The sequence below is a fragment of the Pseudomonas brenneri genome (assembly GCF_007858285.1).
Classification (GTDB): domain Bacteria; phylum Pseudomonadota; class Gammaproteobacteria; order Pseudomonadales; family Pseudomonadaceae; genus Aquipseudomonas; species Aquipseudomonas brenneri.
The window spans coordinates 416,599-441,413 of record NZ_VFIL01000004.1; the positions used below are offsets into that span (position 1 = coordinate 416,599).

The window sequence follows — 24,815 nt, forward strand, 5'->3', positions numbered from 1 at the left end:
CAGGCAATATTTCTTATGATTGACGCGATCCAACTGTGTGAGCGGGCTTGCTCGCCCCCACAGTTGATTGCATTTCACCTCGACTACAGGGTTGTCTTCGCGGCGACAGGGTTTGTTTTGCGCTTGCTGCACAGGCCGTAATACAACAACCCGCCCAGCGCCGAGCCGGTGAACCAGCCGTAGCTGTAGAACCAACTGAACGCATCGCTGCCCAGCGACAACAGGGTCAGCAGCACCGGGACGCCAAAGGCGATGAACCCCGCGACATTCCACGCCGGATACACGTCATCGCGATACAAACCCGCCAGATCCAGTCGCTGGCGGCGAATCAGGAAATAGTCCACTACCATGATCCCGGCAATCGGCCCCAACAGGCTCGAATAGCCGAGCAGCCAGTTGGAATAGACCGTTTCCAGGCTGACATCGGAAACGATCAGCCCGAGCTTTTTCAGCAGTTCATGGGCCATCAGCGCCAACCCCACCAGACCGGTGAGCACCACCGCGGTGGTGCGGTTGATCAACTTGGGCGCGATGTTCTGGAAATCATTGGTGGGCGAGACAATATTCGCCGCCGTGTTGGTCGACAGTGTGGCAATGATGATCAACGCCATCGCCACCGCTACCCACACCGGGCTCTGGATATGTCCGATCAGAGTCACCGGGTCGGAGACGCTGACGCCCACCAGTTTCACCGAGGCCGCCGTCATGATCACGCCCAGTGCGGCGAACAGGAACATGGTCAGCGGCAGGCCGAAAATCTGCCCCAGGATCTGGTCCTTCTGGCTTTTGGCATAACGGCTGAAGTCAGGAATATTCAGGGACAGGGTGGCCCAGAAACCGACCATCGCGGTCAGTCCGGCCATAAAGTAACCCGTCAGGCTCGCGCCTTCGGGGCGCTTGGGTGGGATGGCCATCAATTCGCTGATCGACACATTGGGCAACGCCCACACCAGCAAGCCGATACCCACCGCCACCAGCAGCGGTGCCGACAGGGTTTCCAGCCATTTGATCGACTCGGCGCCGCGCAGCACCACCCACAGGTTCAACACCCAGAAGATCATGAAGCCGATCACCTCGCCGGTGCCGCCCAGGCTCTTCCAGCCCTCGAAGATCGAGCCGAGGAACAAGTGGATCGCCAGCCCGCCGAACATCGTCTGGATGCCGAACCAGCCACAGGCCACCAGCGCGCGGATCAGGCACGGCACATTGGAACCGAGAATGCCAAAGGATGAGCGCAGCAGCACCGGGAACGGAATGCCATATTTGGTACCGGGAAAGGCATTGAGCGTCAGGGGCACCAGCACCACGATATTGGCCAGCAGGATTGCCACCAGCGCCTCGCCTACCGACAAGCCGAAGTACGCGGTGAGCACGCCGCCCAAAGTGTAGGTCGGCACGCAGATCGACATGCCGACCCACAATGCCGTGATGTGCCACTTGTTCCAGGTTCGTTCGTGCACCTTGGTCGGTGCCATGTCGTGGTTGTAACGGGGGCTGTCGAGGACGTCGCTGCCGGCGTCGAGTTCATACAGGCCGTCGCGTTCTATGACTTGCGATCTGTTCTGTTGCATGGCCGCTCCACGGTTTTCTTAAAATTATTGTTGCTCATCCGGCGCTCAACGCTGGATGGCCGTAGTCCCGCATGAACATGACATCACGGACCCGGCCAACCGGCAGCGCACTCAATTACCGTGCCGCAAGCCATCGCCCCATCCGTACTGCTTATATAACTGGCTGATGTTTATCAGCTTTATTGTCTTAACCGAAAAGTCCCACGCCACTTGCAACGTTACTCAGGCCAAATAACGCAGAAGTTGTCCGAACAATCAGGACTCAATCTGGTGCAACACAATTATTTTTATTGCTGCCCGCCGTCAAGAGGCAACTCTCAAGCGTCTGATTTGCAATAGGAAATGTTGCTCATATTACGAACCTGTCAAGTGCGTCAAAATGGTGAGAGGGCGCTACATTTTGGTGAATTTAAGTTTTTATCCTTACATATCAATAAGTTAATACAGATACATGCTTATAAAAAATAATCTTGATCATTCGAAAAACTCGGGCTAGCTTCTATTCCTGTCACCACTGACAAGAATAAACCTTGCACAGTGTGCAGCACTACAACACTTAGAACTGGCATAAGCCGGTCAAGCCTCTGAGGAACTCGGCATGTCTCTGTTGATCCGTGGCGCCACCGTTGTTACCCATGATGAAAGTTATAAAGCTGATGTCTTGTGCGCAGACGGTCTAATCCGCGCCATTGGCACTGATCTGGATATTCCCGCCGGCACCGAGATACTCGATGGCAATGGCCAGTACCTGATGCCCGGCGGTATCGATCCCCATACCCATATGCAACTGCCCTTCATGGGCACCGTGGCCAGCGAAGACTTTTTCAGCGGCACGGCAGCGGGCCTGGCAGGCGGAACCACATCGATCATCGACTTCGTGATTCCCAACCCGCAGCAGTCGTTGATGGAAGCCTTCCACCAGTGGCGCGGCTGGGCCGAGAAGTCGGCGGCCGACTACGGGTTTCATGTGGCGATTACCTGGTGGAGCGAACAGGTCCGCGAGGAAATGGCCGAGCTGGTGACCCATCACGGCATCAACAGCTTCAAGCACTTCATGGCCTACAAGAACGCGATCATGGCCGCCGACGACACCCTGGTCGCCAGCTTCGAACGCTGCCTGGAACTGGGCGCGGTGCCCACCGTGCACGCAGAGAACGGCGAGTTGGTGTATCACCTGCAACGCAAGCTGCTGGCCCAGGGCATCACCGGGCCCGAGGCCCATCCACTGTCCCGCCCCTCGCAAGTGGAAGGCGAAGCCGCCAGCCGCGCGATCCGCATTGCCGAAACCATCGGCACGCCGCTGTACCTGGTACACGTTTCAACCCAGGAAGCCCTCGACGAAATCACCTACGCCCGCGCCAAGGGCCAGGCGGTCTATGGCGAAGTCCTGGCCGGGCACCTGCTGCTGGACGACAGCGTCTACCAACACCCCGACTGGCAAACCGCCGCAGGCTACGTGATGAGCCCGCCCTTCCGCCCGCACGGGCATCAAGAGGCACTCTGGCGTGGCCTGCAATCAGGCAACTTGCACACCACCGCCACCGATCACTGCTGCTTCTGCGCCGAACAAAAGGCTGCCGGGCGTGACGACTTCAGCAAGATCCCCAATGGCACCGCCGGCATCGAAGACCGCATGGCGTTGCTGTGGGACGAAGGGGTCAACACCGGGCGCTTGTCGATGCAGGAGTTTGTTGCACTGACCTCCACCAACACCGCGAAGATCTTCAACCTCTACCCACGCAAGGGCGCGATCCGGGTCGGTGCCGATGCCGACCTGGTGTTGTGGGATCCCCAGGGCACACGGACCATTTCGGCCAAGACCCACCATCAGCAGGTGGACTTCAACATCTTCGAAGGCAAGACCGTGCGCGGCGTGCCCAGCCACACCATCAGCCAGGGCAAGCTGGTGTGGGTCGACGGCGATTTGCGCGCCGAGCGCGGTGCCGGGCGCTATGTCGAGCGGCCGGCGTATCCGGCGGTGTTCGAGCAGTTGCTCAAGCGCGCGGAGCGTTCCAAGCCCGCCGCGGTGAAACGCTGACATCGCCGATCGCAGGCAAGCCAGCTCCCACACTTGATCGGGTTCACACAGTTCAAATGTGGGAGCGGGCTTGCCCGCGATGAGGCCAGTGCAAACCACAAAAAAACCAATGCCCGCCAGAGGCAAAAAAACCGTGAGGCCATTACCGTGATCCAGACCCTGAACCACCTTCCCCACCCCGACGAAGACGGGGCGACCCTCGCCAGCCACTTCACCGACCTGGCACCGCCCCTCAATGCCCGGCAAGCCCACCTGGAAGCCTCGCGCTGCCTGTATTGCTACGACGCACCGTGCGTCAACGCATGCCCCAGCGAAATAGATATCCCATCGTTCATCCGCAATATCCACACCGACAACGTGCAGGGCGCGGCGCAGAAGATTCTCTCGGCCAACATCCTCGGCGGCAGTTGTGCCAGGGTCTGCCCGACCGAGATCCTCTGCCAGCAGGCCTGTGTGCGCAACAACAGCGAAGAATGCGCCCCGGTGCTGATTGGCCTGTTGCAGCGCTACGCCATCGACAACGCGCACTTTGATCAACACCCGTTCCAGCGCGCCGCGTCGACCGGCAAGCGCATCGCCGTGGTCGGTGCCGGGCCTGCGGGCTTGTCCTGCGCCCATCGCAGCGCCTTGCATGGGCATGACGTGGTGATTTTCGAAGCCCGTGAAAAGGCCGGTGGCCTCAATGAGTACGGGATCGCCAAATACAAACTGGTGGATGACTTCGCCCAGAAGGAGCTGGATTTCCTGCTGCAAATCGGCGGGATCGAAATCCGTCACGGCCAGCGCCTGGGCGATAACCTGAGCCTGAGCGACCTGCACCAGCACTTCGACGCGGTCTTCCTCGGCCTCGGCCTGGCCGCCAGCAAGCACCTGGGCCTGCCCCACGAGGATGCGCCCGGCCTGCTCGCCGCCACCGACTACATCCGCGAACTGCGCCAGGCCGACGACCTCAGCCAACTGCCCCTGGCCGACCGCTGCATCGTGCTCGGTGCCGGCAACACCGCCATCGACATGGCCGTGCAAATGGCCCGCCTGGGCGCGCGCGATGTCAACCTGGTGTACCGCCGTGGCTTTGCCGACATGGGCGCCACCGGCCATGAACAGGACATCGCCAAGGCCAATCAGGTACGCCTGCTGACCTGGGCCCAACCCGAAGCAGTGCTACTCGATAACCAAGGCCAGGTGCGCGGCATGCGTTTTGCTCGCACACGCCTGGAAAACGGCCGCCTGCAAGCCACCGGCGACACCTTCGAACTGGCAGCAGATGCGATCTTCAAGGCCATCGGCCAAGGCTTCGACGACCACGCCCTGCACGACCCACTGGCCCAGCAGTTGCAACGCCAGGGCGAACGGATCTTTGTCGATGCACAACTGCAAACCAGCATCCCCGGGGTGTATGCCGGTGGCGACTGCGTCAGCCTCGGGCAGGACCTCACCGTCCAGGCCGTACAACACGGCAAGCTGGCTGCCGAAGCCATGCACGCTCAACTCATGCTCAATGTGGAGGCTGCGTAAATGGCCGATCTATCGATTGTGTTCGCCGGTATCAAAGCCCCCAATCCATTCTGGCTGGCCTCCGCGCCACCCACCGACAAGGCCTACAACGTGGTCCGAGCCTTTGAAGCCGGCTGGGGCGGCGTGGTCTGGAAAACCCTCGGCGAGGACCCGGCGGCGGTCAACGTCTCGTCCCGTTATTCGGCGCACTTTGGCGCCAACCGTGAAGTCTTGGGCATCAACAATATCGAGCTGATCACCGACCGTTCCCTGGAGATCAACCTGCGGGAAATCACCCAGGTGAAAAAGGACTGGCCGGACCGCGCCCTGATCGTGTCGCTGATGGTGCCGTGCGTCGAAGAATCATGGAAAAACATCCTGCCGCTGGTGGAAGCCACCGGTTGCGATGGTATCGAGCTGAACTTCGGCTGCCCCCATGGCATGCCGGAACGAGGCATGGGGGCGGCGGTGGGCCAGGTGCCGGAATATGTGGAACAGGTCACACGCTGGTGCAAGACCTATTGCTCGCTGCCGGTGATCGTCAAGCTCACGCCCAATATCACCGATATCCGCGTGGCGGCCCGGGCGGCCTATCGCGGCGGTGCCGATGCGGTGTCGTTGATCAACACCATCAACTCCATCACCAGTGTCGACCTGGAGCGCATGGTCGCCCTGCCGGTGGTCGGCACCCAGAGCACCCATGGCGGTTACTGTGGTTCAGCAGTCAAGCCAATCGCCTTGAACATGGTCGCTGAAATTGCCCGCGATCCCCAGACACAGGGCCTGCCGATCTGTGGGATTGGCGGCATCGGCAACTGGCGCGACGCGGCAGAATTCGTTGCCCTGGGTTGCGGTGCCGTGCAGGTGTGTACGGCGGCGATGCTGCATGGTTTTAGGATTGTCGAGGAAATGAAGGATGGCTTGTCGCGGTGGATGGACAGCCAGGGCTACAGCAGCTTGCAGGATTTTTCCGGGCGCGCGGTGGGCAACACCACAGACTGGAAATACCTGGACATCAACTACCAGGTCATCGCCAAGATCGACCAAGCGGCGTGCATCGGTTGCGGACGCTGCCATATTGCCTGCGAGGACACTTCGCACCAGGCAATTGCCAGTTTGAAACAGGCCGATGGCACGCATAAATATGAAGTGATCGATGATGAATGCGTGGGCTGCAACCTGTGCCAGATCACCTGCCCGGTGGCGGACTGCATCGAAATGGTGCCGATGGACACGGGCAAGCCGTTTTTGAACTGGACCCAGGATCCGCGAAATCCTTACCGGGAGGCGGTGTAAACCTTTAGACCGCTATCGCCGGTAAGCCGGCTCCTACATTTGGAATGCATTTCCCTGTAGGAGCTGGCTTGCCAGCGATGAGGCCATCAATCTCACCACACAGCTCAAGGCTCCAACCCGATCCCCCGCAAAATCACACTGGTCACCGTCTGCACCGCCCGCTCGAATTGCATATCCGACAGCGCCTGATGGTCATTGAGGATCATCACCTGATGGTCAAAATCGGCATAGTGCTGGGTCGAAGCCCAGATCATGTACAGCAGGCTCGACGGCTCCACCGCCAGGATGCGTTTGTCTTCCACCCACTGGCGGATTTTCGCTTCCTTCATCTTGGCCCAGTCATACAGGCTCGCGTCCAGCGCTTCGCCAAGGGTTGGTGCGCCGTGGATGATTTCGTTGGCCCAGACTTTCGAACCATAGGGACGGCTGCGCGAATGCTGCATCTTCGCCCGAATGTAACTGCTGAGCACCACGCGCGGATCATCGAACATCTCGAAGCACAACGCATCCTGCTTCCACACCTCCAGCAGGTCGAACAACACCGCGCTGTATAGCTCGCTCTTGGTGCTGAAGTAGTAATGCAGGTTGGAGCGTGGCAGTTGCGCCTGTTCGGCGATGTCAGCCATGGCGGTGCTGCCATAGCCTTTTTCAGCGAAAACCTTTTCTGCCGCCAGCAGAATCTTTTCGACGTTGACCCGACGAATACCGATCTTGTGATTGCCCATGGGGGCTCCCTGACCACGACATGTCCCGAAGACTACCATCCGCTCTAGATCGGGGCGACAGCCTGAGCTGAAACTTCGTACACTGCCCGTCCTGTTCATTGATTGGGATTGCACAATGTTGATCAAAAACACCCTGACAATCGCCGCCCTGCTGGCCTCTCTGCTCGGCGCCCAGGCAGCCCTGGCCCACGCCCACCTGAAAAGCGCCACGCCGGCCGCCAACAGTACCGTCGCCGCGCCCGCCGACCTGCGCCTGGTGTTCTCCGAAGGCGTCGAAGCCACGTTCACCAAGGTTTCCCTGAGCAAGGACGGCACCGAAGTCGCGGTCAAGGGCCTGGAAACCCCAGACGCCGACAAGAAAACCCTGGTTGTGACCCCAGCCGCACCGCTGGCCGCCGGCACCTATAAAGTGGAGTGGCACGCGATCTCCGTCGATACCCACAAGAGCGCAGGCAGCTACAGCTTCAAGGTCGGCCAGTAACCCATGGCAACCCTGCTGGTGCTGTGTCGTTTCCTGCACTTTATGGTGGTTTTGCTGATGTTCGGGGCCTGTGCCTTCAGGCCCTGGTTATTGGGCGCAAGCCCCAGGCCGGCCCTGGACCGGCAACTATCCCGCATCACTAGGCTACTGGCCTGGCTGGCCCTGGGCTCTGGCGTGAGCTGGCTGCTGTTGATCAGTGCCAGCATGGCCGGCAGTGAACTGGCGACGGTGCAGTTGGTGCTGGGCAAGACCTTCTTCGGCCAGGTCTGGAGCGTCCACCTGCTGCTCAATGGGTTGCTGGTCCTGAGCCTGTTGACACCCTGGAATCACCTGCGCCTGCCCCTCAGCGCGCTGCTACTGGCAACCCTGGCCCCAGTGGGGCACGGCGCCATGCTCAGTGGCCTCAGCGGGCAATTGCTGATCCTCAACCAGATCGTGCACCTGCTTTGCGTCGGTGCCTGGCTCGGTGGTTTGTTGCTCTTGGTGTTGATCCTGCGGCACGCGGCGCTGTACCCGCTGGAGACAATCCTTCGGCGCTTCAGCGGTGTCGGTTACGTGTTGGTGGCCGGCCTGCTGATCAGCGGGCTGATCAACATCCGCGTACTCACCGGAGAATTATGGCCGACCCCACTGTTCAGTGGGTTTGCCTTGATCCTGCTGATCAAGGTGCTGCTGGTCGCGGGGATGTTGGGGTTGGCGTTGCTGAACCGGCTGCGGATCAAGGATTGCCAGCAGCGAGTGGGCCCATTGCAGGCCAGTGTGAAGCTCGAATGGTTGCTGGGCGTGGCCGCGGTGGCGGCGGTGTCCCTGCTGGGCACCCTGCCCCCGATGCTGTAGGAGCGAGCTTGCTCGCGAAAGTCGTCAACGATAACGCGGGTTGCCTGGGTAACCGCGTTGTCGTTAAGTTTTTCGCGAGCAAGCTCGCTCCTACAAGGGGTGCGTTGAATATCAGGGCGGGCTGTTTTTCAGGCGGCCCGCCGTGTCGATACTGACCACCACCGACAACCCCGGTCGCAGGCGCTCGCTCTGTTCCTGATCCGGGTCCACCGTAATCCGCACCGGCACCCGCTGTGCGATCTTGACGAAGTTGCCGGTGGCGTTGTCCGCCTGCAACAGGCTGAACTCGGCGCCCGTGGCCGGCGAGATGCGCTGGACCGTGCCATGAAACTTGCGGTGGTTCAGGGCATCGACGGTAAACGTCACCGGTTGGCCCACCTGCACGTGATCCATCTGGGTTTCTTTCATATTGGCGATCACCCACAGTTGGTTCGGCACCAGCGCCATCAACTGCGCACCGGAGTTGACGTAGGCGCCCAGGCGCACGCCGATCTGCCCCAATTGACCATCCCGTGGCGCCAGCACGCGGGTGTTGGACAGGTCAATGCGCGCCAGCTCCACGGCCGCATCAGCGCTGGCAACAGCAGCTTCCAGTGAGCCGCGATTGACAATCACCGTCTGCAAATCCTGGCGAGCGATTTCCAGGCTGGCCTGGGCCTGGGCCACGGCTGCAATCGTCTGCGCGTTGGCCGCGCGGGTCACGTCCAACTCACGGCGCGACACCGAGCCATCGCTGATCAGTTCTTCATTGCGCCGCAAGTCGGCGGTGCTTTTGCGCGCCTGGGCCTGGCTGTCGGCCAAGGCGGCCTGGCGTAGCTTGATGGTCGCCTCGGCGCTGTTGCGCTGCTGCACCACGTTGGCCAGGGACGCCTGCTGCACCGCCAGTTGCGCCAGGGCCTGGTCCAGGCGCTGCTTGTAGATGCGATCATCGAGGCGCACCAGCAAATCCCCGGTCTTGACGTGCTGGAAGTCCTGCACCGGCACTTCGAATACATAACCACTCAGTTGCGGGCCGATGATCGTCACCTGGCCACGCACCAGGGCGTTTTCCGTGGTTTCTACCGCGCTGCTGAACGGTGGCAGTTGCCAGGCGTACAACACGATCAACACGCCAACGATAGCAATCGCGGCAAAGCCCAGGGACGAGATGATGCGCACACCCAACGAGCGCGGTTCGGTGACCGTGGCACCGGGTGGCGTGGTGCCTTCCGGGGTGGAAGCAATGGCGTTGGTGGTCGTGGTGGTAGCCGTAGGTTCGGTCATGAAGGAAGTGCGCCGCTAGGTTGAACGGAAGGCGCTGCACTGGCGGCAGCTTTCTGGGTGGTGCTCATCAGCCACAGGCTGCGGGTAAAGATCCACAACATGGTCAGGATCGCGATGATCGCGATCAGCATGAACACGTCGTTATAGGCCATCACATTGGCTTCGCGGGTGGCCGCCGTGGCCAGGCTGCGGATGCCCATCAGGTTGCGCAGTTCAGGGTCGGCAATCACCGAGCCATAGGCCGAGCCGCCGCTCTGCACGCGGGCGGCCACGCGCGGATCCAGCAGCGTCAGGTGTTCGACAATCATGCTGGAGTGAAACTTCTCGCGCACGATCTGGAACGTGCCGAGCAACGCTGCCCCCAGCAGCCCGCCAAGGTTCTGGCAAATACCGAACAGCACCGAAAAACTCACCAGGTTGCGCGGATTGGTCAGCACATTGCGCATGCCCAGCACCATGGTCGGCCCGAGGAAAAACGTGCCGCCAAACCCCAGCAGGAACTGACTCAAGTACATGTTCTGCGGCCGGGTCAGGTTGCTGGAAAAGCTGTCCATCACGGAGCCTGTGGCCATCAGGGCCAGGGAAATCACCAGCGGCATCAGCAAGTGGGCCGGGTTGATGGTCAAGGCGCTGATCACCAGGCCGCTGATCGCTCCCAGCAGCATCACCAGGTACAAGGTGCGCATCTGCTCGCTGCTCATGTTCAGCGCCTGCAAGAAGCCCACTGCGCCGGTGGACTGTTCGGACAGCACCATACGGATCAGGATCACCGCCAGGGCCAGGCGAATCATCACCCCGCCGCCCAGCCAACGGGTCATCAGCAACGGGTTGGCGCGGTTATGTTCGATGGCCAATCCGGCCATGATCAGCACCAGCGAACAGGCCGAGGCGACCCCGATCCACGGCGCTTCCAGCCACCAGTCGATGCGCCCCAGTGACAGCACCGCGCAGAGCAACGCCACGCCCGAGGCGAGCAGGCCGAAGGTCAGGAAGTCGAGCTTTTCAAAGGTTTTGAAACGGTCACCCGGCGGCAACTTGAGCATGAATACGCAGCCCAGGCAGGTCAGTGCCATGCCCAATTCAAACAGATACAGGCCACGCCATTCGGCAATTTGCAGCAAGTCTTCGGAGAACAGCCGCGCCAGCGGCAAGGCCAGTTGCGCCGTGCCCAGGCCCAACACCAGGGCCTTGAGCCGCCACTTCGCGGGGAACGCCTGCACCATGTAGTACAAGCCCAGGGAGCTGAGCGCCGCACCGACCATACCGTGGGCGGCCCGCACGGCAATCGCCGAGCTGAGGTCGTTGACGAACAAGTGGCCAAAGGTCACCAGCGCATACAGCACCAGGAACACTTCGGTAAACGCGCGCAAGCCGAACTGTTGGCGAAACTTCACCAGCAGCAGGTTCATCGAAACGTTGGTCATCACATAGGCCGCAGGCAGCCAGGCCATTTCAGCGGTGGTCGCGCCCAATGCGCCTTGCAGATACGGCAGGTTGGCGATCACCAGCGCATTACCCAGGCCGCCGGTGATCGCCACCAGTATGCCGACCAGGGCAAAGGCCCAGCGTTTGAGCGTAGGGTGATGGGGTGTCGACGGCGACCCCGGCAAGCTCGGGCGCTCGTGGGGTTGCCAGGTGTGCGGGGTGTATTTATCCATTGCCTGACCTTGATGACCGACGCACAAGGCCGGTAAAACCATGACTCAGAGCGTAGTAGACCTGAGCTAAGTTCATCTTGTCATGTCGAAAGCACAATCCTTGTGTAGGAGCCGGCAAGCCGGCTCCTACAAAGGATCATCAGATCCAGCCCAGCCAGCTCCAGTAGGTGGCTGCAAAGACCAGCATCAGCAGGTAACCGATCAAGGTCACCAGCAGGCCCACCTTGGCAAACTGGCGGGCGGTAAAGGTGCCGGTGCCCAGGCACACCATGTTCTGCGGCGCGTTGATTGGCAGGATAAAGCCATAGCTGACCACAAACCCCAGCAGCATGGTCATGCCCAACCGGCTGAAATCCCCCGGCAGGGTTTGCAGTACGGCAATCAGGATCGGCAGCAAGGCCGAGGTCAGCGCAGTGGCGCTGGCAAAGCCCAGGTGGATCACGATCAGGAACGCACCAAGGATCGCAAACACCCCCAGCGGGCCCAGTTGATCCAGGCCGGTATGCCCCACCACCTGCGCGCCCAGCCATTGCCCGGCCTGGGTGGTCAGCAGGGCCGTGCCAAGGCTGATGCCCACCCCGAACACAATCACCGTGCCCCACGGAATGCGCGACTGCACATCCTTCCAGGTCATCACCCCGATCCCCGGCATCAGCAGGAGCACCAGGCCGGCATACGTGGTGGAGGTGGTGTCGAAGCTGTGCAGGCGCCCTTCAGTGGCCCAGGCCAGCAACAGCAGGATCGAGACCGTCAGCAAGCGCTTCTGCGGGCCGGTCATCGGGCCGATATCGGCCAAAGATTGCGCAACGGCTTCCTTGCCGCCCGGGATGCTATTGCTTTCCGGTGGCAGCAACTTGAGCACCAGAAACAGCAGCACCGCCGACATGATCACGGCCCACGGCGCCCCGGCGATCAGCCAGTCGATCCATGACACACGCTGGCCGAGCATTTTATCCATAAAACCCACGGTCAACAGGTTCTGCGCGGCAGCGGTCTGGATCCCGACGTTCCAGATGCTGGTGCCCTGGGCGACGACAATCATGATCCCGGCGGCGATATTGGAGCGTTTATCCACGCCAAACGCGGCAATCACCCCCATCATGATCGGCACCACACAGGCGCTGCGCGCGGTGGCGCTGGGCACCACCAGGCTGAGCAGGATAGTCACTGCAATCGCCCCCAGCAGAATCCCGCGGGTGCTGGTACCGACCCGAGTCAGGGTCACCAGAGCGATACGCCGGTCCAGGCCGGTGTGGGTCATGGCGGCGGCAATAAACAACGCACCGGCCACCAGGGCCAGGGCCGGGTTGGCAAACCCGGTGAGCGCCATGCTGATGGCCGGGCTGGAACCGATCAGGTGCGTCGGGTCCTGCAATGACGGTGCGGTGCCCAGCAGAAAAGCCATCAGCGAAGTGATCATGATCGCACTGGCTTCATAGGACACCGCTTCGGTGATCCACACCACCACCGCAAACGCGAGGATCGCCAGCATCCGGTGGCCGGCTACCGGTAAATCAGCCGGCAGCGGCAATAGCAAGACGCAGACCATCACCAGCACGGCAATGACCAGGCCCATGGGCAATTTGAAGGAAACAGCGGGTGTTGCGGGGGCGTTCATGGGGAACTCCGTGAGCCATGACAATCAGGCGTGCAGCATGAGGCAAAGCGTCACGGCGGGTTTTGACAGGTATCAAGGCACGGCCGATAAATCAAGGAGCGAGCTTATCTGCGGGCGGCGGTCCGACGAAAATCCCACAGGCACCTCGGGTTACTTTTTAGCGCTGCGTTATCGTTAACGATGTTCTCGGCCAAGGCGAGTGCTTGTAAAGGCGCGCACTTATGCCTAGCTTATGCGCCCCCGCCCGCGCTTTAAGGCCTTGCCCCATGGTTTTGCGTTTTCGTCCCGTCGTCACCTCACGTTTCGCCCTCGGCCTGTTGCTCAGCGGCGGCATCGGCAACAGCCTGGCGGCTGAGCTGGAACTGCCGGCGCTGAAGATCCTGGGCCAGGATGAGTCCGGTTATCGCAGTGAAAGCGCATCGGTCGGCGGCTTCGAAGACGCGCCGCTGCTCGACACCCCGGCTTCGATTACCGTGATCAACGCCGCGCTGATCAAGGACCAGCAAGCCCGCCTGCTCAGCGAAGTGCTGCGCAACGACGCCTCGGTGGGTGAAAGCTACGCGCCGATCGGCTACTACGAAAATTTCGTGGTGCGGGGATTTTCCCTGAATGCCGCCAGCAGCTACAAGATCAACGGGCGCACCATCACCGGCGAGCAGAACGTGGCCCTGGAAAACAAGCAACGGGTGGAATTGCTCAAGGGCCTGGCGGGCCTGCAAAGCGGGATCTCCGAGCCCAGCGGCGTGATCAACTACGTGACCAAGCGCCCGGAAGACGTGCGCTCGGTCACCGTGTCCACCGATGATCGCGGCAGCGGCTATATCGCCACCGATGTCGGCGGCTGGTTTGGCAGCGAGCAGCAGTTCGGCCTGCGCGCCAACGTCGCCCATGAAGACCTCAACTCCTATGTCGAACACGCCAATGGCCAGCGCGATTTCCTATCCCTGGCGTTCGACTGGAACATCAGCCCCGACGCTGTGCTGCAACTGGATGCCGAATACCAGGACAAGCAACAGCGCTCGGTGCCCGGTTACCAGTTGCTCGGCGGCACCGAAGTGCCCCATGACGCATCACCGAAAAAACTGCTCGGCCACCAGAGTGGTTCCAAGCAGGTGGGCATCGACTCGCTGAACCTCAACGGCAAGTTCGAATACCGCTTCAGTGACCAGTGGAAAGGCAATATCAGCGCAGCGCGTAGCAAGGTGGTGATTGATGATTACAGCTCGTTTGCCTGGGGGTGCTACGGCTCCGCCAGTTGCGAAGGCGTCAAAGTACCGAACTACTTCAGTCCGGAAGGCAACTACGACATCGCTGACTACCGCAGCCCTGACGATACCCGGCGCAATGATGAAATCCAGGCGGCCATGACCGGCCTGTTCACAACCGCAGGCATAGGCCATGAGCTGACCTTCGGCACCAGCGCCTTTCGCCGGGTGATTGACAAGCGCAAGTCGGTCAATGAGCCCATCGGCAGCGGCAATATCGATCAGGACCCACCAGCCTTCACGCCTACCGACAAGCCTTTGAACGACAGTCATCGACGCCTCGACAGCCGCCAGTACGGGCTGTTCGTCACCGACCGCATCAGCTTCAACGAGCAGTGGCAAACCGTATTGGGCGGCCGCGAAGTGCGTCTGGATGAAAAAGCCTTCGATCAGACTGGCGTCCAGGAACGCCACACCCAGCAATACGAGTTCCTGCCCAACGCTGCGCTGATCTACAAACCGATGGACAATCTCTCGCTGTACACCAGCTACAGCAAAGGCCTGTCCCTAGGCGGCGAAGCACCGTGGTATGCGAGTAATGATGGGGAAATCCTCGCACCGACCGTCTCGCGCCAACTCGAAGCCGGGGTCAAATACGACTGGCGCCGCATCAGCTTCGCCGCCGCCGTGTTCCAGACCCGCCAGGCTTATCAATACGCCAAGCCCGATAGCGCCGGTGACTTCACCTATGTGCAGCAAGGCCAGCAGAAAAACACCGGCCTGGAACTGTCGGCCAACGGCTGGGCCACCGAGCGCCTGCAGATCGCTACCAGCGTGGCAGCCATTCGCGCGCGGGTGAACGGCAGCGGTACGCCGCAATACGAAGATCACCAGACGATCAACGTGCCCAAGCTGCGCGCCAGCGTGTACGCCGACTATGCCCTACCGTGGGTCAACGGCCTCGCCGTTCTCGGTGGCGTGCAATACAGCGCCAGCAAGAACGCCAATCGCACCGGCAATGTGGAGGTTGGAGATTATGCGGTGGTCAATATCGGCAGCCGCTACAGCACCAAGGTCGACGGCTACGAAACAGTGTTTCGCCTGAGCGTCGACAACCTGTTCGACAAGCGCTACTGGCGCGACGCGGGCGAGTATATGGGCGATGACTACCTGTTCCAGGGCGCGCCGTTGACGGCGCGCTTGAGTGCATCAGTGAATTTCTGATTACTTGGGCATCTTGCGAAAGCCCACCGCCAGGCGGTTCCAGCTGTTGATGGTGGCGATGGCCACGCTCAGGTCCACCTGCTCAGCCGGGCTGAACTCGGCATTGAGCAACGCATAATCTTCATCCGAAGCGTGGGTCTGGCTGATCAGGGTCAGGCTTTCGGCCCAGGCCAGGGCGGCACGTTCGCGCGGGGTGAAAAATGGCGTTTCGCGCCAGGCCGACACGGTGTACAGACGACGCTCAGTCTCGCCGCCCTTGCGTGCATCGGCGGTGTGCATATCCAGGCAGAACGCGCAGCCGTTGATCTGCGACACGCGCAGGCGTACCAGTTCCAGCAGGGGCAGTTCGATGGACAGTTTACCGACGGCCGCTTCCAGGGCGAGCATGGCTTTCATCGCGTCTGGGGAAGCGGTGTAGAAATCGATACGGGCAGACATGGTGTAACTCCAGGACAGTGGGGATTGGTGCCTAGCTTAATCACCCCACTGCGGCGGACAAATAGCCAATCCGGGCGAAGAACAGGTAGCCAATGCCAGACCGTTCAGACCCGGTTGCGCAGCCAATGCAAGAAGCCCTTTTTCACCGGCACGATCGGCGCGTCCTGGGTCAGGTGCTGAGCGGCGTGCAGGCGGAAATCCAGGAGGTTCTGCATGGCTTCACTGATATCGTGGCGCGCGTCCAGGCACGGCTTGAGGTATTCCTTTTCGATGCGGTAGAGGGTGCAATAGGTCTTGGCCACAAAATCCGCCGGTACGCCCTGCTCACCGAGGATCCCGGCCTCGCCGATCACTTCCCCCGGCCCCATGCGCCCGGCTTCGAACGTGTGCCCGGCCTTGGCCAGCATCACCGAAACCACCCCGGACTCGATGATGAACAGGTGATCGCTGGCCTCCCCTGCCGGCAGGATCATGTCGCCTGCACGGAAGGTTTGCGCCGTCATGTTCTGACTGAAGGTTTCCTTCTCTTCCTGGCGCAGGGTGGAGAAGATATTTGAGCTTTCCAGCAATGCCCGCGCTGGCGACGTGGTCGGCGAGGTCGGGCTTTCGGCACTCGATAGCAAACTCACGCCAGCCGCCTGCAAATGCCGGTAGGCCAGGTCGTAAAGCTGGTTGCGCACCTCGCGTTTGAGGCCCATGGCCGGCACAAAGCCGCTGATTTCATACTCCACGCCACCGCCAGTGGACGTCTTGAAAGCCACGCTCGGCGCCGGTTTGGCCAGCAATTGCCGGCAACCTTGCATGGCGCGCTCCAGGGCTTCGAGCACCGTTTGCGGGCGCGCATGCGGGCTGACTTGCAGGCTCACTGCCAGGCCGAACATGTCCGCCGGGCGCGAAAAGTTGATGATCTTGGCCTTGGCCGCCAGCGAATTGGGGATGACCGCCATGCTGCCCTGGGAGGTTTGCAGGCGCGTGGCGCGCCAGTCGATGTCGGTGACCCGGCCTTCGGTGCCGTCGATGGAAATCCAGTCATCGAGTTGATAGGGCTTGGTGGTGTTGAGCACGATCCCGGAAAACACATCGCTCAAGGTACTTTGCAGCGCCAGGCCGACGATGATCGCCACCGCGCCGGAAGTCGCCAGCACGCCCTTGACCGGCAGGTCCAGCACGTAAGCCATGGCGGCGATGATCGCGATCAGGAAAATCACCGCGCCCATCAGGTCTTGCAGCAACCGTCCGGTGTGGCCGACTCGCTGCATCATCAACGCACCGAGCAACACCGTCAGGGTGCGGGCGGCAAACAACCACCAGCCAATCTGCAAGGCGGTGGCGGCCATGTGCAAGGGGGTGTTGTCGGCATAAGGCGCGATTTGCATCGGGTTCATGCCGTCGTTGAACAGCACCGCGCTGTAGGTGGCAAAGATCACCAGGCGGGCGACCAGCTTCCAATTGCCGGAGCTGGCAGAAAACAGACGCCAGACGACGATATCGATAAGGATCAGCGCCAGGGCGCACACCATCGGGTGATCGGAGATAAAAGGCAGCATCCAGGCGACTCCAGGGCGAATGCCGTGAAGATCGCACGAAACGGGATTGACGGGTATAGGGCCTGACAAACGAAACGCAAACCCTGTGGGTCCAGATACAGGGGATCGGCGGTGTGCCCGAGTTTTGGCATCGACAGAAATCAAGTGTGGGAGCTGTCGAGCCCCGGCGAGGCTGCGATGACGGTGGATCAGGCAATACATCTCTAGCGCCTGTGCCGCCGCCATCGCAGCCTCGCTAAAGCTCGACAGCTCCCACAGGGATGGGTGGCAGGTCCGGGATTTTGGCCGCGACATGGATCAAATGTGGGAGCTGTCGAGCCCTGGCGAGGCTGCGATGGCGGTGGATCAGGCAATACTTCTCTAGCGCCTGTGCCGCCGCCATCGCAGCCTCGCTAAAGCTCGACAGCTCCCACGGGGATGGGTGGCAGGTCCGGGATTTTGGCCGCAACATGGATCATGTGTGGGAGCTGTCGAGCTTTAGCGAGGCTGCGATGGCGGTGGATCAGGCAATACATCTCTAGCGCCTGTACCGCCGCCATCGCAGCCTCGCTAAAGCTCGACAGCTCCCACAGGGATGGGTGGCAGGTCCGGGATTTTGGTCGCGACATGGATCAAGTGTGGGAGCTGTCGAGCCCCGGCGAGGCTGCGATAGCGGTGGATCAGGCAATACTTCTCTAGCGCCTGTGCCGCCGCCATCGCAGCCTCACTCAGTATCAGCCGTGCATCTGGCCGAACTGGCCGGACTGGAAGTCGGCGAAGGCCTGATGAATCTCTTGCTCGGTGTTCATCACGAACGGGCCGTGACCGACAATGGGCTCGTCGATGGGCTCACCGCTGAGCAGCAAGACCATGGCGTCGTTGTTCGACTCCAGGCTGATCTGCTCACCCTCGCGCTCGAACAACACCAGTTGCCCTTCGCGCGCCAGTTCCTTGCCATTGACTTGCACGGTGCCTTTGAGCACCACCAGCGCGGTATTGCGCCCGGCGTGCAGGTCCAGGGTCACGGCCTTGCCGCCGTTGAGGCGCAGGTCCCACACGTCAATCGGCGTGAAGGTGCGGGCCGGGCCTTTCTCGCCGGCGAACTCACCGGCAATCAGGCGCAGGCTGCCGGCGCCATCGGCCAGGGGCAGCGACGGAATATCACCGTCGAGGATGGTCTGGTAGCCGGCGTCGCTCATTTTGTCCTTGGCCGGCAGGTTGACCCACAACTGCACCATTTCCAGGGCGCCGCCACTTTTGGCGAACGCTTCGGAATGGAACTCCTCGTGCAGGATCCCCTTGGCAGCCGTCATCCACTGCACGTCACCTGGGCCGATTTTGCCGCCGGCACCAGTGGAATCGTGGTGCTCGACTTCGCCCTTGTAGACGATGGTCACAGTTTCAAAGCCGCGATGCGGATGCTGGCCCACGCCACGCCGTTGAGTGGTGGGGGTGAAATCCGCCGGGCCAGCGTGGTCCAGCAGCAGGAACGGGCTGATATGTTTGCCCATAGTGTCGTAGGAAAACAGCGTGCGAACCGGAAAACCGTCGCCTACCCAGTGGCTACGCGGGCTGGTGTAGATACCAATGATGTTTTTCATGATGATCCTCCAAAGTGAATACACCTTAAATCCAATACCAATAAGGCGGTAGGCGGCGAATATGGCTCGCATCGTTCCATACATGGGACGATCCAATGACAGCGGCGCAAAACGAAAAGCAGGAAGCATGGGCGTAGACCTTCAGGATTGATCTCAAAAGAGAATCATCATCTGCACCCGTTTAACTTGGACAAAGTGTGACAACCACCACCCCGCGTATCCCGTAGTCACTGTCGAGCTTGAAAATGAAGGGCTGGATTTAATTATATTTCGGTCATAATATACGACTTAATATTACGACCGTAATTTTTTAATAGTCCAGCAGCAGGAGCCTGAAATGAGCCCACGTCCTCCCCTTCGCAGCCTTTTCCCGTCCCTGGCGCTGTTGATCCTCCTCAGCGGCTGCAACAGCCCTGCCGATACCGCCGCCCACACACCTGCGCCGCGCCCGGTGCTGGCGGCCAAAGTTGAAACCGCCGCCAGTCAGCAGAGTGCCTATACCGGCGTGGTGGCAGCCCGTACCGAAAGCGACCTGGGTTTTAGGGTCAGCGGCAAGGTGATCGAGCGTAAGGTCGATCCCGGCCAACATGTGTCCCGTGGCGACACCTTGCTGGTACTGGATATCGGCGACTTCGAACTGGCGCTACGTTCGGCGAAAAACCGCGTCAACGCCGCCCAGGCGCAACTGCGCCAGCGCCGTGATGACGCAAGCCGCTACCAACGCCTGGCCAGCACTGGCGCAGTGTCGCGGCAGATTTTCGACCAGTCGGCGACCAACCTGCGGGTCGCCGAAGCCGAACTGGCCGCCGCCCAGTCAGACGCCAGCCAGATCGAAAACCGCCGCACCTACTCCGTGCTCAGGGCCGATAACGACGGTGTGGTCACCGATGTGCGCGTCGAGCGCGGGCAAGTGGTGGCCGAAGGGCAGATTGTCGCGCGCCTGGCCCACGACGGTGCGCGGGAAGCAATCATCAACCTGCCGGAAAACCAGCGCGAGCAGGCCTCGCACAAAGCCCTGGCCCTGCCCTTCGGCGCGCCCGACCAGGCCGTCACGGCGACCTTGCGCGAACTGTCCGCGAGTGCCGATCCCGTCACCCGCACCTATCGTGCTCGCTACGTGCTGCACGGCACCTTTGATCGCTTTGCACTCGGCTCCACCATCACCCTGCGCTTGCAAGGCAGCGGCTCGTTGCCACAGACCCGCGTGCCGATCGGCGCCCTGCACGACACGGGTAGCGGCACTGGCGTATGGCTAATCGGCGATGACGACAAGGTCAGCTTTGCCCCAGTGGTCGTGGCCTACCTGGGCCAGGAAGACGCCGTACTCAGCAGCGGCGTCAGCCCCGGCCAGATCATCGTCGCCCTCGGCGCCCACTTGTTGCACAACGGTGACAGCATAAGGCTGCTGCCCGCCCAGGCGCTGGCACTCAGCCGTCGGCAGGGCCAATGATCATGCGCGGTATCAACCTCTCTGAACTGGCGGTCAAGCACCGCGCCGTGACGTTATTCCTGATCCTCGCCATCCTGGCGGCGGGGATTTTCTCCTTCGGCAAACTGGGACGCGCCGAAGACCCGCTGTTCACGGTCAAGGTCATGACCATCACCGCCGCCTGGCCCGGCGCCACGGCCCAGGAGATGCAGGAACAGGTGGCCGACCGCCTGGAAAAGCGCCTGCAGGAACTGGACTACTACGACCGCGTCGAAACCATCGCCCAACCGGGTTTTGTATCAATGCGCATGACCTTCCTCGAATCCACGCGCCCCAACGAAATCCAGGACCTGTTCTACCAGACCCGCAAAAAACTCAGCGATGAGGCCGCCAAACTGCCCAAGGGCGTGATCGGGCCGTTCTTCAACGATGAATATTCCGATGTGTACTTCGCCCTGTACGCCCTCGAAGCCGAACACCTGCCCCATCGCCAGCAGGTGCAAATGGCCGAAGCACTGCGCCAGGAATTTCTCAATCTGGCGGGGGTAAAAAAGGTCAACATCCTTGGCGAACAGGCCCAGCGGGTGTTTGTCGAGTTCTCCTATGAGCGCCTGGCCACCCTGGGCATCAAGCCCGAGCAGATCTTCGCCGCCCTCGCCGCGCAGAACGCCGTGGCCCCGTCGGGGTTTGTCGAAACCGCCGGCGCCCGCGCCTATATCCGTATCGACGGGGCTTTCGACAGCCTGGCGCTGATCGAAAACGTGCCGCTGCCGGTGGACGGCAAAGTGCTGCGTATCGCCGATGTCGCCACCGTCAGCCGCGGCTACGAAGACCCGCCCAGCTACCGCATCCGCCACCAGGGCGACCCGGCGCTGATGCTGGGCATCATCATGGAAAAACACTGGAACGGCCTGGACCTGGACAAGAGCCTCAAGGCCCAGGAAGCCAAAATCCAGGCTGACCTGCCGTTAGGTATCAACTTCGCAAAAGTCGCCGACCAGGCGAAAAACATCAGCCTGGCGGTCAACGAGTTCATGCTCAAGTTCTTTGTCGCCCTGGCCGTGGTGATGATCATCAGCCTGTTGGCCCTGGGCTTTCGGGTCGGGCTGGTGGTGGCGGCAGCGGTGCCGCTGACGCTCTCGATTGTGTTTGTCATCATGCTGTTGACCGGGCGCGAATTCGACCGCATCACCCTCGGCGCGCTGATCATTTCCCTGGGCCTGCTGGTGGACGACGCGATCATCGCCATCGAGATGATGGTGGTCAAACTCGAAGAAGGCTTCGACCGCATCCACGCCGCCACGTTTGCCTGGAGTTCCACCGCCGCGCCAATGCTGACCGGCACGCTGGTGACGATCATTGGCTTTCTGCCGGTGGGCTTTGCCCGCTCCGGTGCTGGCGAGTATGCCGGCAATATCTTCTGGATCGTCGGCTTTGCCCTGATTGCGTCCTGGTTGGTCGCCGTGGTGTTTACCCCGTACCTGGGGGTCAAGCTGCTGCCCGACATCAAGCCGGTGCCCGGCGGCCACGATGGGATTTATGCCGGGCCCTGGTACCAGAAACTGCGCAACCTGGTGCAAACCTGCGTACGCCGTCGCTGGCTGGTGACCGGGCTGGTGGTGACCGCCTTTGTAGTGAGCGGGCTGGGCATGGGCCTGGTGAAAAAACAGTTCTTCCCCAACTCCGACCGTTCCGAACTGATCCTGGAGGTGTATATGCCGCCAGGCAGTGCCTTCAAAAGCACCGAAGCGGTGGCGGCGCAGTTGGAAAAGGCGCTGCTGCAAGAGCCGCAAACCACGATGGTCGACACCTACGTGGGCGGCGGTGCGCCACGCTTTTTCCTGTCGTTGAACCCCGAACTGCCGGACCCGGCCTTCGCCAAACTGATCGTGCAAACCCCCGACGCCCATGCGCGGGACGCTTTGAAGCTGCGCATGCGTGAACGCATCGCCGCCGGCGAATTCCCGGCGGCGCGGGTACGGGTTACGCAACTGCTGTTCGGCCCGCCCGTACCGTTCCCGGTGGTGTTTCGCGTGTCCGGCCCGGACCTGAACGTGCTGCGCAGTGTGTCCGAAGACGTGCGCCAAGTAGTCGCCGCCAACCGACTGACCAAGGACGCCTTCCTCGACTGGGGCGAGCGCAGCAGCGGTTATCGCCTGGTGCTGGACCAGGATCGCCTGCGCCTGCTGGGCTTCACCCCCAACGAGGTGAAATCCCAACTCAACGCCCTGCTCAGCGGCAACCCCATCACCGAAGTGCGCGAAGGCAACCGCACCGTGTCCGTGGTGGCCCGCGCCCAGGGCAACCAGCGCGAAGACCTCGGCAACCTCGACAACATGACCCTGACCAACAGCGCCGGCGTATCGGTGCCCTTGGCCCAGGTCGGGCATTTCCAGGCGGTGATGGAAGAGCCGATTCTCAAGCGGCGTAACCGCGCGAGCACCGTCGAAGTGCGCGCCGACATCATCGACGGCGTGCAACCGCCCGATGTGGAAATGGCCGTCTACAAAGACCTGCAACCGCTGATCGCAGGCTTGCCGGCCGGCTATCGCATCGACATCGGCGGCCCGGTGGAAGAAAGCGCCAAGGCCAATGTCGCCCTGGCCGCGCTGTTCCCGATCATGATCCTGCTGACCCTCACGGTGATCATGTTCCAGGTGCGCTCGTTCGGCGTGATGTTCATGGTCTTCGCCACCGCCCCGCTGGGGTTGATCGGCGCGGTGCCGACCCTGCTGCTGTTCAACCAGCCGTTTGGCTTCAATGCCATTTTGGGGCTGATCGGGATTGGCGGGATCCTGATGCGCAACACCCTGATCTTTACCGACCAGATCCGCCAGAACCAGGCGCATGGCATGGCGACCGGCGAGGCGATTGTCGAAGCCACCGTGCGCCGTGCCCGGCCGGTGATCTTGACCGCGCTGGCGGCGGCGTTGGCGTTTATTCCGCTGACCTTGTCGGTGTTCTGGTCGTCGCTGGCGTATGTGCTGATTGGCGGGGTGCTGGTGGGGACGTTATTGACGCTGCTGTTTTTGCCGGCGTTGTGCAGCCTGGTGTTGGGGCGGGACAAGGTGCAGGCGGCAATCCCCCAGACACCATAAACCCCAATGTGGGAGCGGGCTGCTCGCTCCCACACAAACCCGTTCCTACAGGTAGATCAGCGCTTGGCCAGCTCCATAATCATCCGGCTCAACAGATAAATCCGCGGTGCCACGCTCTCCACCTCGGCATATTCCTGCGCTGTATGGATATTGCCACCGACAATCCCGAACCCGTCCAGCGTCGGGGTGCCAACACCTGCGGACAAGCTGGCGTCCGCCGCCCCACCGCTGCCTTCAATGGTCAGCTTGCGGCCCAGTTCTGCATAGATACCCTGGGCGATAGCCACCAATTTATCGGACTCAGGTGTCTGCGGCATCGGTGGCAAACCCCGTTTCAGACTGGTCGTGACCTGCGTGTCGGGGATCAGCTTGTTGGCGGAAACCCGCGCCAGATCTTTCTCGATCCGATCAAACTCTTCCGGCAACGCTGCCCGCACATCCGCCTTGGCCGTGGCTTGATCGGGGATAACGTTAGTGCGGTCGCCAGCCTTGAGCACGGTGAAGTTGATCGTGGTCTTTTTCTCTTCATCCCCCAGTTTGCCCAGTTGCAGGATCTGGTGGGCCGCCTCCATCGCCGCATTACGCCCCAACTCCGGGGCCACGCCAGCATGAGCGGCCTTGCCTTTGACCTCGACCACCGCCGTGGCGCTGCCTTTGCGCCAGACCACCAGGCCATCGGCCGGGCGACCGGGCTCCAGGTTCAGGGTGACGTCATGGCCCTTGGCGGTTTTGCGGATCAGTTCGGAGGCGGCCTCAGAACCGGTTTCTTCACTGGCATCGAGCAGGAAGGTGATGTGCGCGTAGTCCGTGAAATTCTGGTTTTTCAGCACTTTCAAGGCATAGATTCCGGCGACGATCCCGCCCTTGTCATCCATCACCCCGGGGCCATAGGCGCGGCCGTCCTTGATATGAAACGGCCGCTCGGCCGCCGAGCCTTCCTTGAACACCGTATCCATGTGCGCCATCAGCAGGATTCTGGCCTTGCCCGTACCTTTGAGGGTGGCGATCACATGGCTGTTATTGGCCGCTGCATCCGGCACCAGTTCAATGCTGAAACCCAATTGTTTCAACTCATCGACGGCAATGTCGCGCACCTGGGTCAGGCCGGGCTCGTAGCCAGAGCCCGAGTCGATATTCACCAGACGCTCCAGCAACTTCAAGGCCGGCGCCTTGTACTGCTCGGCATCGGCCTGGATCTGCTGGTGAGGTTCGGCGCTGAAGGCCGGCATGGCGATGCCCAGGGAAAGCGCCAAGGCGGCGGACAGCATCGTGCGGTGGAGGTTGAAAGTCATGAACGGATCCTTGTTTTTTAT

Annotated in this window: 17 protein-coding genes; 8 read left to right on the top strand and 9 right to left on the bottom strand. The window is 61.4% G+C overall.

The window, feature by feature from the left end; genetic code table 11:
* Positions 1-83: 83 nt before the first annotated feature.
* A complete protein-coding gene (locus tag FJD34_RS11220; protein ID WP_032860287.1) occupies positions 84-1,571 on the bottom strand; it encodes an NCS1 family nucleobase:cation symporter-1 in 1,488 nt (495 codons plus the stop codon).
* A 598-nt stretch (positions 1,572-2,169) separates the two neighbouring features.
* Here FJD34_RS11220 and hydA point away from each other — a divergent pair.
* From hydA to preA, 3 genes are all read left to right on the top strand, one after another.
* On the top strand, positions 2,170-3,609 hold the full coding sequence (hydA, locus tag FJD34_RS11225; RefSeq protein ID WP_090290796.1) for a dihydropyrimidinase: 1,440 nt from the start codon (positions 2,170-2,172) through the stop codon (positions 3,607-3,609).
* Positions 3,610-3,756: 147 nt separating this feature from the next.
* Entirely contained in the window at positions 3,757-5,124 is a 1,368-nt protein-coding gene (locus FJD34_RS11230; RefSeq protein ID WP_090293091.1) for an NAD(P)-dependent oxidoreductase, read from the top strand.
* Positions 5,125-6,399: an NAD-dependent dihydropyrimidine dehydrogenase subunit PreA gene (preA, locus tag FJD34_RS11235; RefSeq protein WP_032860290.1), complete on the top strand. Its 1,275-nt coding sequence runs from the start codon at positions 5,125-5,127 to the stop codon at positions 6,397-6,399.
* Between the two features lie 104 nt (positions 6,400-6,503).
* Here the strand turns inward: preA and FJD34_RS11240 are convergent, their stop codons facing one another.
* The gene (locus FJD34_RS11240) at positions 6,504-7,124 is read right to left on the bottom strand and encodes a TetR/AcrR family transcriptional regulator (RefSeq protein ID WP_029298440.1); all 621 of its coding nucleotides are present in this window, start codon (positions 7,122-7,124) and stop codon (positions 6,504-6,506) included.
* Between the two features lie 115 nt (positions 7,125-7,239).
* Between FJD34_RS11240 and copC the strand changes: the two genes are divergently transcribed.
* A complete protein-coding gene (copC, locus tag FJD34_RS11245) occupies positions 7,240-7,605 on the top strand; it encodes a copper homeostasis periplasmic binding protein CopC (protein ID WP_032860291.1) in 366 nt (121 codons plus the stop codon).
* Positions 7,606-7,608: 3 nt separating this feature from the next.
* Positions 7,609-8,442, top strand: coding sequence for a copper homeostasis membrane protein CopD (copD, locus tag FJD34_RS11250; RefSeq protein ID WP_090290795.1), 834 nt, complete (start codon positions 7,609-7,611; stop codon positions 8,440-8,442).
* 111 nt (positions 8,443-8,553) lie between these two features.
* Here copD and FJD34_RS11255 read toward each other — a convergent pair whose 3' ends face one another.
* The 3 genes from FJD34_RS11255 to FJD34_RS11265 form a co-directional block, all read right to left on the bottom strand.
* Positions 8,554-9,705, bottom strand: a complete 1,152-nt coding sequence (locus FJD34_RS11255) for an HlyD family secretion protein (RefSeq protein WP_032860293.1) — start codon at positions 9,703-9,705, stop codon at positions 8,554-8,556.
* On the bottom strand, positions 9,702-11,363 hold the full coding sequence (locus FJD34_RS11260; RefSeq protein WP_032860294.1) for an MFS transporter: 1,662 nt from the start codon (positions 11,361-11,363) through the stop codon (positions 9,702-9,704). Before FJD34_RS11260 ends, FJD34_RS11255 begins: the two co-directional genes overlap by 4 nt.
* A 139-nt stretch (positions 11,364-11,502) precedes the next feature.
* Positions 11,503-12,981 (bottom strand): DASS family sodium-coupled anion symporter, encoded by a 1,479-nt coding sequence (locus tag FJD34_RS11265; protein ID WP_090290794.1) that lies wholly within the window; start codon positions 12,979-12,981, stop codon positions 11,503-11,505.
* 266 nt (positions 12,982-13,247) lie between these two features.
* On the opposite strand from FJD34_RS11265, the gene FJD34_RS11270 reads away from it, so the two are divergent.
* Positions 13,248-15,410, top strand: coding sequence for a TonB-dependent siderophore receptor (locus tag FJD34_RS11270; protein WP_090290793.1), 2,163 nt, complete (start codon positions 13,248-13,250; stop codon positions 15,408-15,410).
* Here the strand turns inward: FJD34_RS11270 and FJD34_RS11275 are convergent, their stop codons facing one another.
* The 3 genes from FJD34_RS11275 to FJD34_RS11285 all read right to left on the bottom strand — a co-directional run bounded on the left by FJD34_RS11275 (position 15,411) and on the right by FJD34_RS11285 (position 18,975).
* Positions 15,411-15,848 (bottom strand): carboxymuconolactone decarboxylase family protein, encoded by a 438-nt coding sequence (locus FJD34_RS11275; protein ID WP_032860298.1) that lies wholly within the window; start codon positions 15,846-15,848, stop codon positions 15,411-15,413. It abuts the gene before it with no gap.
* A gap of 104 nt (positions 15,849-15,952) precedes the next feature.
* A complete protein-coding gene (locus tag FJD34_RS11280; protein WP_032860299.1) occupies positions 15,953-17,395 on the bottom strand; it encodes a mechanosensitive ion channel family protein in 1,443 nt (480 codons plus the stop codon).
* 713 nt (positions 17,396-18,108) lie between these two features.
* Positions 18,109-18,975, bottom strand: a complete 867-nt coding sequence (locus FJD34_RS11285; protein WP_065943734.1) for a pirin family protein — start codon at positions 18,973-18,975, stop codon at positions 18,109-18,111.
* 337 nt (positions 18,976-19,312) lie between these two features.
* Between FJD34_RS11285 and FJD34_RS11290 the strand changes: the two genes are divergently transcribed.
* On the top strand, positions 19,313-20,425 hold the full coding sequence (locus FJD34_RS11290; protein WP_090290791.1) for an efflux RND transporter periplasmic adaptor subunit: 1,113 nt from the start codon (positions 19,313-19,315) through the stop codon (positions 20,423-20,425).
* Between the two features lie 2 nt (positions 20,426-20,427).
* Positions 20,428-23,502, top strand: coding sequence for an efflux RND transporter permease subunit (locus FJD34_RS11295; RefSeq protein WP_090293089.1), 3,075 nt, complete (start codon positions 20,428-20,430; stop codon positions 23,500-23,502).
* 56 nt (positions 23,503-23,558) lie between these two features.
* Here FJD34_RS11295 and FJD34_RS11300 read toward each other — a convergent pair whose 3' ends face one another.
* A complete protein-coding gene (locus FJD34_RS11300; protein WP_065943736.1) occupies positions 23,559-24,794 on the bottom strand; it encodes a M20/M25/M40 family metallo-hydrolase in 1,236 nt (411 codons plus the stop codon).
* Positions 24,795-24,815: the final 21 nt, after the last annotated feature.